The following is a 12,145-nucleotide window of genomic DNA, read 5'->3' on the forward strand; positions in this document are numbered from 1 at the left end:
CCAATCGCCTAATTCACCGTCCTCTTCGTTCCCGGCATGTCGAGCGAGAAAGCCGGAATGGCGATATCGAACGTCTCGCCCCGGCCGTTGCGCATCGTGTAGTGGCCGACCATGATGCCCGACGGCGTCGAGAGCGGGCAGCCTGAAGTGTATTGATAGCTGTCGCCCGGATTGAGTTCCGGCTGATCGCCGACGACGCCGGCGCCGCGGACCTCCTCGACCCGGCCCTGGCCGTCCGTGATGTGCCAATAGCGCGATAAAAGCTGCACGAATTCGTCGGAGCGGTTGTCGATCGTCACCTGATAGCCCCACACATAGCGGTTCTGGGACGGATCGGAGCGGTCCTCCAGATAGAAGGGCCTGACCAGCACTTCGATGTTGCGCGTCACTGCGCGATACATGGGCCACTCCGGTTGCCGCCGCGGAACATTCGTCGCGCTTCGCTGTTGGACGCGCAGCGCCGACCATCCTTCCAGCCTTGTAGCGCACGTGCCGAAAAACAATGTCATTTAAGTGACACATGACAATGTTGGTGTGCACAAACGGTGCCGGGCGACTCGGGCGCTCTGTCGACTGATGAAACCGCCGCGTGCGGCCTAGAGCAATTCCGGGAAAACTGTGAGCGGTTTTCCGTCTGGAATTGCTTGAAAACAAAGAGATAGAGCAGGTCGCCGTTTCCCACAAACGGTGAAACGCCCTATCGGGAGTGACCAGATCTCGATGGAACTGACTATCGCAGCCGGCCTGGCTTCCTCAGCCCTTCTCCTCTCCAACCTCGCCAGCATCCTGCTCGCCTCGTCGCGGCTGAAAAGGCGGCATGTCATTGCGCCGCCCGACGGCGCGCAACCGGTCTCGATCATCGTTCCTTCTCGTGGCGTCGAGCCGTTCACCCAGGAGACCCTGCAGCGCGCCTTCTCGCTCGACTGGCCTCGCTATGAGCTGATCTTCTGCGTCGCGCATGCCGAGGACCCGGTAGTGAGGCTCATCGATGCGGCGATCGCGCGCCATCCCAAGGTTCCGGCGCGGCTCCTGATCGGCGACGACCGCATCAGCGCCAATCCCAAGCTCAACAACTGCGTCAAGGGCTGGCAGGCGGCGCGGCACGACTGGGTGATCCTCGCCGATTCCAACGTGCTGATGCCCAAGGACTATGTCCAGCATCTGGTCGCGGCCTGGCGGCCGGATACCGGCCTCGTCTGCTCGACGCCGATCGGTTCACGGCCGGACGGTTTTTGGGCTGAAGTCGAGTGCGCCTTCCTCAACACGCTGCAGGCGCGCTGGCAGTATGCCGGCGAGGTGCTCGGCCTCGGCTTCGCCCAGGGCAAGAGCATGTTGTGGAACAAGCCGATGCTCGATGCAAACGGCGGCATCCAGGCTTTGGCCGCCGAGATCGCCGAGGATGCGGCGGCCACCAAACTGGTCAATGGACTTGGCCTTCACGTCCGTCTCGTCGCCTCGCCCTTCGAGCAGCCGCTGGGCCAGCGCACCTTCGCCGAAATCTGGTCGCGGCAAGCGCGCTGGGCGCGGCTGCGTCGCGTCACCTTCCCGCTTTTCTTCGCGCCCGAGATTCTGACCGGCGCGGTCGTGCCGCTGATTTTCGCGCTGATCGCGGCGGCAAGCGCCGGCGTCGGCCTGCCTGCCACGGCGCTTTGCGTGCTGGCGGTCGCCTATGTGCCGGAATGTCTGCTCGCCCGGTCCAAGGGCTGGTACCTGTCGCCGCGCAGCATCACCGCGATGATCGTGCGCGACGTCATGCTTCCCGCCATCTGGGCGCGCGGCTGGCTCGGCGGCGCGGTCGAGTGGCGCGGCAACGCCATGACCATCCACAGCAAGGCGATAACCGAGCTGGAGGAGATCGCGTGAGCCAGGGCTGACGCGTTCTCCTGTCCAATTTGCAGCTTGCTTCTTACTTGGCCGCCCTCAGCGCCTGCTCGATGTCCTCCAGCAGATCGTCGGTGTCCTCCAGGCCGACGGAAAGCCGGAGTGTACCCGGTCCTATGCCGAGTTCGGCCCGCGCGTCGTCGCTGAGGTTCTTGTGCGTCGTCGTCGCCGGGTGGGTGATCAGGCTCTTGGCGTCGCCGAGATTGTTCGAGATCAGCACGATGTCGAGCGCGTTCTGGAAGGCGAAGGCCGCCTGCTTGCCGCCCTTGATGTCGAGGCAGATCAATGTCGAGCCGCCGGACATCTGCTTCTTCACGACATCCGCCTGCGGATGATCGGCGCGGCCCGGATAGATGACGCGGGCGATCTCCGGTCGGCCGGCGAGGAAATCGGCTATCTTGCCGGCGCTCTCGGTCTGCTGACGCACGCGCAGCGGCAATGTCTCCAGGCCTTTGAGCAGCGTCCAGGCGTTGAAGGGCGAGAGGCTTGGGCCGGTGTGGCGGAAATAGTCGTGCAGGTTCTCGTCGATCCACTTCTTGTCCGAAAGGATGACGCCGCCGAGGCAGCGGCCCTGGCCGTCTATATGCTTGGTCGCCGAATAGACGACGACATGGGCGCCGAGCTGCAAGGGCTTCTGCTGCAGCGGCGTGGCGAAGACATTGTCGACGATGACGCGCGCGCCGATCGAATTGGCGAGCTTGGCGACCGCGGCAATGTCGACCACCTCCAACGTCGGATTGGTCGGGCTTTCGAGGAAGAACAGCTTGGTGTTCGGCCTTACCGCCTTTTCCCAATTGGCGATGTCGGTGCCGTCGATGAGCGTCGCCTGGATGCCGTAGCGCGGCGCCAGCGTCTCCACCACCCAGCGGCAGGAACCGAACAGCGCGCGCGCCGCGACGATGTGGTCGCCGGCCTTGACGCTGCAGAGCAGGGCGGCGGAAACGGCGGCCATGCCGGAGGCGGTGGCGCGGGCATCCTCGGCGCCTTCCAGCGCGCACATGCGCTTCTCGAACATGTCGACGGTCGGGTTGGCGTAGCGCGAATAGATGAAGCCCGGCTCCTCGCCCTTGAAGCGGGCTTCCGCCGCCTGGGCCGTCTCGTAGACATAGCCCTGGGTAAGGTACATCGCCTCGGCGGTCTCGCCATATTGCGAACGCAGCGTTCCGCCATGCACGAGTGCCGTCTGAGGTTTCCAATTGCGCTTCTTGGTGCTCATAGCCTTGCTTCCAGACACAAAAAAACCGGCCGCGAAGTCGCAACCGGTCCATATAGCCTTGCGGCTCGACGGTCCTTTAGCGACTTGTTTAACGTGGCTGCAAGCCGACCGGCCAAATCACCACGGGATAACGACCCTTTAGACCCCTGCCGCGCTTGCGTCAATTGCCGGCTTCATTAAGAGGGTTGTACCAGCCGGGCGGCAAGAGCCTGCTCAGGTCCTCGCCCGGCCTTGTGAACGGAGCCAGCCTTTGCGGCAGACAGGCATTCTTCCGGATCAGGATATCGCGGCGCTGTTCGAGGCCAACGCGCTGAAGTCGCCGCGCGCGCTCGATACCGACCAGATCCAGCCGGCGAGCCTCGATCTGAGGCTCGGCGACAAAGCCTATCGCGTGCGCGCGTCCTTCCTGCCGGGTCCCGACCATCTGGTCGCCGACAAGCTCGAGCGGCTGAAGCTGCACGAGATCGACCTCACCCGGGGCGCGGTGCTGGAAACCGGCTGCGTCTATATCGTGCCGCTGCTCGAAAGCCTGGCGCTGCCGGCGAACGTTTCGGCCTCGGCCAATCCCAAGAGCTCGACCGGGCGGCTGGATATTTTCACGCGCGTCATGACCGACCGCGGCCACGAGTTCGACAAGATCGCCGCCGGCTATCAGGGGCCGCTCTATCTCGAGGTCAGCCCGCGCACCTTCCCGATCGTCGTGCGGGCCGGCTCGCGGCTGTCGCAGATCCGTTTCCGCACCGGCAATGCGGTGCTCTCGGAGAGCGAGTTGCGCGACCTGCATCGCGCCGAGATGCTGGTCGCCACCGAGCCGCCCAACATTTCCGGCGGCGGCATCGCGCTCTCCATCGACCTTGACGGCGACAAGGACGGCCTTGTCGGCTATCGCGGCAAGCACCACACCGGCCTTGTCGACGTCGACAAGCGCGCCGCGCAGGATGTTGTCGATTTCTGGGAGCCGATCTACAAGAGCGGTGCGGGCGAGCTGGTTCTCGATCCGGACGAATTCTACATCCTTGTCAGCCGCGAGGCTGTGCATGTACCGCCGCTCTACGCCGCCGAGATGACGCCCTTCGATCCGCTGGTCGGCGAGTTCCGCGTCCACTATGCCGGCTTCTTCGATCCGGGCTTCGGCCATTCCGCCGCCGGCGGCAGCGGCAGCCGCGCCGTGCTCGAAGTGCGCAGCCACGAGGTGCCTTTCATCCTCGACCACGGCCAGATCGTCGGCCGCCTCGTCTACGAGCACATGCTGAAGCGTCCGCAGGCGCTTTACGGCACCGATCTCGGCTCGAACTACCAGGCGCAGGGCCTCAAGCTCTCCAAGCATTTCAGGGCAGCGCGGTGAGGTCCAAGGGAGCGATGTCCGGAAGGACAGGCGCAAACGGATGCCGTCCCATCCCTTCGTCATTCTAGGGCGGAGCAAGGAGCGAAGCGACGCGCGCAGACCCTAGAATCCATGCCGTGGCATTTGCCGTAGAATGCAGCGGTCCAGAATAGCCGCCGATAACTGCACCAGCTAAGATCACTAGATGACCGGCTACGTACATGACCGCGAGCCAGAAAGGCGGCACGATCTATATCGGTGTCACCAATGACCTTGCTCGTCGCATGCCCGAGCACAAGACTGGCCAAGGCTCCAGCTTCACCAGCCGCTACGGCGTACAGCGTCTGGTCTGGTACGAGGAATACTTCGACATCGCCGATGCCATTCAGCGTGAGACATCATTGAAGCGTTGGCCACGCCGATGGAAGGTCGAGCTCATCGAGAAAGCCAACCCGGAATGGTTCGAGCTCTTTCGCGGAATTGGCTGGTGATCGTTCTGCGCCGCTGCGGTGCTCGGGCGTCACGGCATGGATTCTAGGGTCTGCGCGCGTCGCTTCGCTCCTTGCTCCGCCCTAGAATGACGAAGGGAGACGGCTGCGATACACCCCTCGGCCATTCCTACAGCGCCTTGACCGCCACCGTCACCGGCTTTTCGATCTCCAGCGGATTGCGCAGCGGCAGGCCGAAATCCGGCGCCTCGATCTCGAACGTGTCGCCCGCCTCCGTCCGGACGCCGTCGGCGAAGGAGAGCGTCGCGGTGCCGAACATGTGCACATGCACGTCGCCCGGCTGGCGGAAGGCCGAATATTTGAAATGGTGGTGCTCGAGATTGGCGATGGTGTGCGACATGTTCGCCTCCCCCGACAGGAACGGCTTTTCCCAGAGCAGCTTGCCGTCGCGCCAAATGCGCGACGCGCCGCGTATATCGGCCGGCAGGTCGCCGATCAGTATCTCGGGGCCGAACGAGGCGTTGCGCAGCTTGGAATGGGCGAGGAACAGATAGTTCACCCGCTCCGTCACGTGGTCGGAAAACTCGTTGGACAGCGTGAAGCCGACGCGGAACGGCGCGCCGTCGTCGCCGATGACATAGATGCCGGCGATCTCCGGCTCCTCGCCGCCGTCCTGCGCGAAGGCTGGCGACATCAGCGGCGCGCCGGGCGCCACCGCCATCGTGCCGTTGCCCTTGTAGAACCATTCCGGCTGCACGCCGACCTGGCCCTTGGCGGGCTTGCCGCCTTCGAGCCCCATGCGGAACATCTTCATGGAATCGGTAAGTTCCTCCTCGCCGCCCTCGCTGAGCTTCTTGTGCATGGAATCGCGCGTCGCCGCGGAGCCGAGATGCGTCAGCCCCGTGCCGGTGAGATGCAGATGCGCCGGGTCCGGATGGTTGATCGGCGAGACCAGCCTGCCCCTCTTATAGACGGCATCGAGATCGATCGTCTCGCCATAGCCCTTGCGCTCGATCAGCGCTTCGAGCCCGGTGCCGGTGCGCGCGGCCTCCATGGCCAGCGAGTAGACGCTGCGCGCGCCGTTGATGACCCTGGTCTTGCCGCCGCCATTGCGGGCGACGACGCGGATCGTCTCGGCGTCGTCGAGGATCTGGGAGATCAGCATGTTCAATCCTCTCTCATTTCTATCGGCTGCCTGCGGGCGAGCCTTACCCGGCGCGGCGTGGAGCGATCCACGCCACGGTTGAAATTCTTCGTCCGGATTGCGCTCGCGAGCCCGGTCCTTGTCGGGACTTCTTCATGCCGACGGGCTGTCGGCAGCTTCGCGATCTGGAACCCGTATGCCTCCTGAACTTTGTTCCGGCCCTTAAGCCTTGTTCTTGTTGTAGACGTCGAAGATGACGGCGCCGAGCAGCACCAGGCCCTTGACCACCTGCTGCCAGTCGACATTGACGCCCATGATCGACATGCCGTTATTCATCACGCCCATGATGAAGCCGCCGACCACGGCGCCGATCACCTGGCCGACGCCGCCCATCGCCGAGGCGCCGCCGATGAAGACGGCCGCGATGACGTCGAGCTCGCTGCCCAGACCGGCGGCCGGCACGGCCTGGCCAAGGCGCGCGGCGATGATCAGGCCGCCCAGCGCCGAGAGCACGCCCATATTGATGAAGACGAGCAGCGTCAGCCTTTCGGTGTTGATGCCCGAGAGCTGCGCGGCCTTGGCGTTGCCGCCCATCGCATAGATGCGGCGGCCGATGGTCATGCGCTTGGTGACGAAGACGAACAGCGAGATCAGCACGCCCATCACCAGCAATACGACCGGCAGGCCCCTGTAGCTGGCGAACTGGAAGACCAGGAACAGCGCCAGCGCGCTGCCGACCAGCGTCTTGATCACGAACAGCGGGAAGGGCTCCGCCTCATAGCCATGACGCTCGCGCTTGCGCCGCGTCCTGAAGCCGAAATAGGCGTAGGCGAGCACCGCGATCAGGCCGAGCACGATCGTCGTCATGTGCAGCGTCAAGCCGCTGCCGACGATGGTCTTGCCTGCGGCGTTGACCGTCGGCGGAATCAGCGTCAGCGGACCGATGACGTCCGGGATGAAGCCCGAGCTCAGCGCCTTGAAGCTGTCCGGCAGCGGCCCGACCGAGGAACCGCCGCCAAGCAGCGCCTGGCAGATGCCGCGGAAGATCAGCATGCCGGCAAGCGTCACGATGAAGCTCGGTATCCGGTGATAGGCGATCCAGTAGCCTTGCGCCGCGCCGATCAGCGCGCCCACGATCAGGCACACGATCGACACCACCAGCGGATTCGAGAATATGCCGAGCGGCCAGATCACCATCATCATCGCCGCAAGCGCGCCGATGAAGCCTGCCACCGATCCCACGCTGAGATCGATATAGCCGGCGACGATCACCAAGAGCATGCCGAGCGCCATCACGATGATGAACGAGTTCTGCTGCACCAGGTTCGAGAGGTTGACCGGTTTGAACAGCGTTCCCGACGTCGTGTACTGGAAGAACAGCATGATGACGATCAGCGCGATGATCAGGCCGTATTCGCGCAGGTTCGTCGTCAGCGCCGAGACGGCGATGCGCTGTCCCTGCTTGACGTCTTCGGCGACGCCGCTCTGCGGCGCGGGAGCGCTTTCTGTGCTCATGATGCTTTTTTTCCTTCTCCCCGAACGATGGCGCGCATGATTTTTTCCTGGCTGGCGTCGCTTGCCGCCATCTCGCCGACGATGCGTCCTTCGTTCATGACATAGATGCGGTCGGTGATGCCGAGCAGTTCGGGCATTTCCGACGAGATGACGATGATCGCTTTGCCCTCGGCGGCGAGGCGCGCGATGATCGTATAGATTTCGTACTTGGCGCCGACGTCAATGCCGCGCGTCGGCTCGTCGAGGATCAAAACTTCCGGATCGGCGAACAGCCATTTCGACAGCACCACCTTCTGTTGGTTTCCGCCCGAAAGATTGCCGGTCAGCTGGTAGACGCTGGAGGCCCGGATATTCGTCTTCTTGCGGTAGTCGTTCGCGACGCTCATCTCGCGCATGTCGTCGATGACGCCGCGGCTGGAAACGCCGGAGAGATTGGCCAAGGTCACATTGTGCTTGATGTGGTCGATCAGGTTGAGGCCGTAGGTCTTGCGGTCCTCGGTGACATAGGCGATGCGGTTCTCCACCGCCTTGCTAACCGACGAGAGGTCGAGCGGCTTGCCCCTGAGCAGCACCTCGCCGGTGATGTGCCGGCCATAGGAGCGGCCGAACAGGCTCATCGCGAATTCGGTGCGGCCGGCGCCCATCAGCCCGGCAATGCCCACCACCTCGCCCTTGCGCACATTGAGATTGACGTTCTTGATCACCTGCCGTTCGGCATGGATCGGATGGTAGACCGACCAGTCCTTCACTTCGAAGATGACCTCGCCGATCTGCGGCTCGCGCGGCGGATAGCGATCGTCGAGCGAGCGGCCGACCATCGAGGTGATGATGCGGTCTTCCGAGATGTCCTTCCTGGGCAAGGTCTCGATGGTGCGCCCGTCGCGGATCACCGTCACCTGGTCGGCGACACGGCTCACTTCGTTGAGCTTGTGCGAGATCAGGATCGAGGTCATGCCCTGGCGTTTGAACTCGAGCAGGAGGTCGAGCAACGCCTGGCTGTCCTTCTCGCTGAGCGAAGCCGTCGGCTCGTCGAGGATCAGGAGCTTCACTTCCTTGCTCAGCGCCTTGGCGATCTCGACCAGCTGCTGCTTGCCGACGCCGATATTGGTTATCAGCGTCTTGGGATCCTCGTTGAGCCCGACCTTCTTGAGCAGGGCGGCCGTCCGCGTCTCGTTGGCGTCCCAGTCGATGACGCCGTAGCTGGCATGCTCGTTGCCGAGAAAGATGTTTTCCGTGATCGACAGCATCGGCACCAGGGCAAGCTCCTGGTGGATGATGACGATGCCGATATGCTCGCTGTCGTGAATGCCCTTGAAGTTGCATTCCTGGCCGCGGAAGATGATCTGGCCATCATAGGTGCCGGATGGATAGACGCCCGACAGCACCTTCATCAGTGTAGACTTGCCGGCGCCGTTCTCGCCGACGACGGCGTGGATCTCCCCTTCCTCGACGCTGAGGTTGACGTTCGACAACGCCTTCACGCCGGGGAACGTCTTGGTGATGTCGCGCATCTCCAAAATCGTCGAGGCCATCAGGATCTGCTCCCTGGGCGCATGCTCCAGAACCGGCTCCGGTTCCGGAAGGGCTCATGCGCGAAATCAACATACTGCGGCGCGTGAGGCCACAGAAGCCGGCAAAAACATACCGGGGTCGTTTCTGAACGAAAAGGGGTCCTGCGGTCGCGCAGGACCCCTTCCTGTGAGGCTGGATTACTTCAGCTCGTCGGCCTTGATGTAGCCGGAGTCGACGACCAGCTTCTGATAGTTCGACTTGTCGACCTCAACCGGCGTCAGGAGGATCGAGGGAACGACCTTGACGTCGTTGTTGTAGGTCTTGGTGTCGAGGCCCTCAGGCTTGCCGCCGGAGAGCACCTTGTCGACCAGCTCCACGGTCGACTTGGCCAACTCGCGGGTGTCCTTGAACACCGTCGAATACTGCTCGCCCGAGATGATCAGCTTGACCGAGGCGGTCTCGGCGTCCTGGCCGGTCACGATCGGCCAGGGCTGGGCATCGGTGCCGTAACCGACGGCGCGCAGCGAGGCGGTGATGCCGCGCGACAGGCCGTCATAGGGCGACAGGACGCCATCGACGCGGCTGCCGTCGGAGTAGTTGGCCGAAAGCAGGTTGTCCATGCGCGCCTGGGCGGTGGCGGCGAGCCAGCGCAGCGTGCCGACCTTGTCCATGCCCATCTGGCCGGACTTGATCTTGATCGAACCGTTGTCGATCAGCGGCTGCAGGACCGACATGGCGCCGTTGTAGAAGAAGAAGGCGTTGTTGTCGTCGGGCGAGCCGCCGAACAGCTCGACGTTCCACGGCTTGGTGTTCGGGAAGCGCTCCTTGAGGCCCTTGACCAGCGAATTCGCCTGGATAACGCCGACGCCGAAATTGTCGAAGGTGGTGTAGTAGTCGACATTCGGGGTCTTCTTGATCAGGCGGTCATAGGCGATGACGACGACGCCGGCATCATTGGCCTTCTGCAACGCGTCGGCCATGGTGGTGCCGTCGATCGAAGCGATGATCAGCGCCTTCGGGCCTTTGGTGATTTCGTTTTCCAGCTGGCTGAGCTGGTTCGGGATATCGTCCTGCGCATATTGCAGGTCGACCGTGTAGCCGAGCTTCTCGAGCTGGGACTTGACGGCGTCGCCGTCGTTGATCCAGCGCTGCGAGGTCTTGGTCGGCATCAGCACGCCGACGAGACCCTTGTCTGCTGCGTGCGCCGAATAGGTCATGGCGGCAATGCCAAGGGCCGCCACGGCGGCCAGCGTCTTGATGATCTTCACGATTACTCTCCCTGGTTGATGGACGCGACACTCGGGGCTTCGCGGGCCGCGCAGTCGAGCAGGTGCGCTGGCGCGCCACTGTCGGCTTTATCGATCTCCGGTATCCTCCCAATCGGCTCCGCGACGCAGTTTCAATCGATACGAATTTGCTCGTTGCCGACCCCTGCGCCTCGGAACGCACGAAGGGTGGGTTCCTTTGACATAACTGTCAAATGCGATCTTTGCTGGTTGCTATATCGAAACTGGTATGGCTTAAACGGCAGATAGAAACCCGGCGGAGAGGCTTCGACCCATGGCGGCATTGCGCGATCCTGATGCGATATCAGCGGGTTACGGGAAACTGCCGGGAGATGGCGAGACGCTGCTGCGCAGCGGCCTCAGCCTTCGCCACATGCGCATGATCACCGCGCTGGACGATCACGGACGGGTGAGCGCCGCCGCCCAGGTCATGAACATCTCCCAGCCGGCCGCCTCGCGCATGATCGCCGAAATGGAGGCGGTGCTCGACGTGAAGTTGTGCGAGCGGCTGCCACGCGGCGTGACGCTGACCCCTTACGGCCTCGCGCTCGCCCGTCGTGCCCGCTCGATCCTGCTCGAAATGCGCGAGGCCGACCGCGAGATTTCCGAGCTCAAGGCCGGCAAGGGCGGCTCGGTGTTCCTCGGCGCGGTGACGGCGCCGGCGATCGAATTGGCGGTGCCGGCGATCCGCGAGATCCGCCGCATCTACCCGCGCATCGAGATCACCATGCAGGTCGAGACCTCGAACGTGCTCGCCCGCGAGCTGATCGCCTCGCGCCACGATTTCATCATCGCCCGCATCCCCGACGACCTCAATCCGCGGCTCTTCGAATCGCGCGTCATCGGCGTCGAGAAGGCCTGCCTCATCGTGCGTCGCGGCCATCCTCTGGCGAGTGGCAAGACGGTGAAGCTGGAAGACACGGCAGCCTATGACTGGGTTTTCCAGTCCGGCGGCTCGCCGCTGCGCCAGGCAATGGAAAGCAACTTTTTGAACCGCGACATTCCGCTCCCCGACCGCATCCTCAACACCTCCTCGCTGCTGCTCACCCTGGTGATGGTGGCGCAGTCCGATGCCATCGCGCCGGTCTCGATCCAGGTTGCCAAGTTCATTCAAGGTGGCGACGGGCTGGCCGGCGCCATCGACGTCGTCCAGACCGAGTTCGATATCGAAGTCCGGCCCTACAGCCTGATCACGGTCAAGAATCGCGTTCTCTCGCCCGCAGCCAAAATGCTGCACGACTTCATCCTGCGCGAAGTGGGCTGATGGAACGAGGAAGTGGGGTAATGGAACGAGAATGCTACTTGTACGTTCAAACCGATCGGTCGCTCGCTGGAGTCCGTTGCGGGTGAGGGAAGAGCTGCCGATGCTCAACAGCTCGGGAGGTTTTGATGGAACGTCGATTGTTTCTGACTGGAATGCTTGGCGTTGCGGGGACGGCGGCGCTTGCGAGCTTGGCCGGACCCAGCAAGGCAGTCGCCGGGATTCCCGCCGGCAACGGAATTCTGGACGAGCTCGACAAGCCAGACAACGCGGTTTTCGAGGGTAGCGATCCAGCCGAAACGGAACTCGTTCAGGATGGTTACTATGATGACTGGCGCTGGCGCCGGCGCCACCGCCGCCGCCGTCGCCGGCGCGTCTGGAGAAGAGTGTGCCGACGCGTCTGGCGTCATGGCCGCTGGCGCCGCCGCTGCTGGCGTGAGCGCGTATGGGTCGGCTTCTGGCTGTAGTTCAGTCGCGCAATTAGCCTCGAGGGGATGGGTCTTGCACGATCATGCAAGACCCATCCCTGGCACTTATCCGCTGCCGTGTGTTCGCCG

Annotated in this window: 9 protein-coding genes, 1 pseudogene and 1 riboswitch; of the genes and pseudogenes, 4 read left to right on the forward strand and 6 right to left on the reverse strand. The window is 63.4% G+C overall.

What is annotated here, in order from left to right; all coding sequences use genetic code 11:
- Positions 1-8 precede the first annotated feature (8 nt).
- Positions 9-401: a Co2+/Mg2+ efflux protein ApaG gene (apaG, locus tag P9273_RS02425; RefSeq protein ID WP_040994117.1), complete on the reverse strand. Its 393-nt coding sequence runs from the start codon at positions 399-401 to the stop codon at positions 9-11.
- 319 nt (positions 402-720) lie between these two features.
- Between apaG and P9273_RS02430 the strand changes: the two genes are divergently transcribed.
- Positions 721-1,863, forward strand: coding sequence for a ceramide glucosyltransferase (locus tag P9273_RS02430; RefSeq protein ID WP_278047456.1), 1,143 nt, complete (start codon positions 721-723; stop codon positions 1,861-1,863).
- Positions 1,864-1,906: 43 nt separating this feature from the next.
- Here the strand turns inward: P9273_RS02430 and P9273_RS02435 are convergent, their stop codons facing one another.
- Entirely contained in the window at positions 1,907-3,097 is a 1,191-nt protein-coding gene (locus P9273_RS02435; RefSeq protein ID WP_278047457.1) for an O-succinylhomoserine sulfhydrylase, read from the reverse strand.
- 56 nt (positions 3,098-3,153) lie between these two features.
- Positions 3,154-3,231, reverse strand: a riboswitch (SAM riboswitch).
- A 116-nt stretch (positions 3,232-3,347) separates the two neighbouring features.
- Here P9273_RS02435 and P9273_RS02440 point away from each other — a divergent pair.
- Positions 3,348-4,442: a 2'-deoxycytidine 5'-triphosphate deaminase gene (locus P9273_RS02440; RefSeq protein ID WP_278047458.1), complete on the forward strand. Its 1,095-nt coding sequence runs from the start codon at positions 3,348-3,350 to the stop codon at positions 4,440-4,442.
- Between the two features lie 184 nt (positions 4,443-4,626).
- Positions 4,627-4,912 (forward strand): annotated as a pseudogene (locus tag P9273_RS02445) (GIY-YIG nuclease family protein).
- A gap of 127 nt (positions 4,913-5,039) precedes the next feature.
- Here P9273_RS02445 and araD1 read toward each other — a convergent pair.
- From araD1 to chvE, 4 genes are all read right to left on the reverse strand, one after another.
- Positions 5,040-6,035: an AraD1 family protein gene (araD1, locus tag P9273_RS02450; RefSeq protein ID WP_040994128.1), complete on the reverse strand. Its 996-nt coding sequence runs from the start codon at positions 6,033-6,035 to the stop codon at positions 5,040-5,042.
- Between the two features lie 201 nt (positions 6,036-6,236).
- Positions 6,237-7,529 carry a multiple monosaccharide ABC transporter permease gene (mmsB, locus tag P9273_RS02455; RefSeq protein WP_040994130.1) on the reverse strand — a complete coding sequence of 431 codons (1,293 nt, stop codon included), beginning with the start codon at positions 7,527-7,529 and terminating at the stop codon, positions 6,237-6,239.
- Positions 7,526-9,061, reverse strand: coding sequence for a multiple monosaccharide ABC transporter ATP-binding protein (gene mmsA / locus P9273_RS02460; protein WP_278047459.1), 1,536 nt, complete (start codon positions 9,059-9,061; stop codon positions 7,526-7,528). Before mmsA ends, mmsB begins: the two co-directional genes overlap by 4 nt.
- Positions 9,062-9,238: 177 nt before the next feature.
- Positions 9,239-10,309 (reverse strand): multiple monosaccharide ABC transporter substrate-binding protein, encoded by a 1,071-nt coding sequence (gene chvE / locus P9273_RS02465; protein WP_278047460.1) that lies wholly within the window; start codon positions 10,307-10,309, stop codon positions 9,239-9,241.
- A gap of 292 nt (positions 10,310-10,601) precedes the next feature.
- Here chvE and P9273_RS02470 point away from each other — a divergent pair, with 292 nt between their 5' ends.
- Complete coding sequence (locus tag P9273_RS02470; protein WP_040994136.1) at positions 10,602-11,591, forward strand: LysR family transcriptional regulator; 990 nt, start codon at positions 10,602-10,604, stop codon at positions 11,589-11,591.
- Positions 11,592-12,145 lie beyond the last annotated feature (554 nt).

It is taken from the genome of Mesorhizobium sp. WSM4935 (genome assembly GCF_029625735.1).
Classification (GTDB): Bacteria; Pseudomonadota; Alphaproteobacteria; order Rhizobiales; family Rhizobiaceae; genus Mesorhizobium.

Excerpts from the sequence above, each read along its gene's own strand:
- apaG (WP_040994117.1), bottom strand. The coding sequence starts at position 401 with ATGTATCGCGCAGTGACGCGCAACATCGAAGTGCTGGTCAGGCCCTTC.
- P9273_RS02430 (WP_278047456.1), top strand. The coding sequence starts at position 721 with ATGGAACTGACTATCGCAGCCGGCCTGGCTTCCTCAGCCCTTCTCCTC.
- P9273_RS02435 (WP_278047457.1), bottom strand. The coding sequence starts at position 3,097 with ATGAGCACCAAGAAGCGCAATTGGAAACCTCAGACGGCACTCGTGCAT.
- araD1 (WP_040994128.1), bottom strand. The coding sequence starts at position 6,035 with ATGCTGATCTCCCAGATCCTCGACGACGCCGAGACGATCCGCGTCGTC.
- mmsB (WP_040994130.1), bottom strand. The coding sequence starts at position 7,529 with ATGAGCACAGAAAGCGCTCCCGCGCCGCAGAGCGGCGTCGCCGAAGAC.
- mmsA (WP_278047459.1), bottom strand. The coding sequence starts at position 9,061 with ATGGCCTCGACGATTTTGGAGATGCGCGACATCACCAAGACGTTCCCC.
- P9273_RS02470 (WP_040994136.1), top strand. The coding sequence starts at position 10,602 with ATGGCGGCATTGCGCGATCCTGATGCGATATCAGCGGGTTACGGGAAA.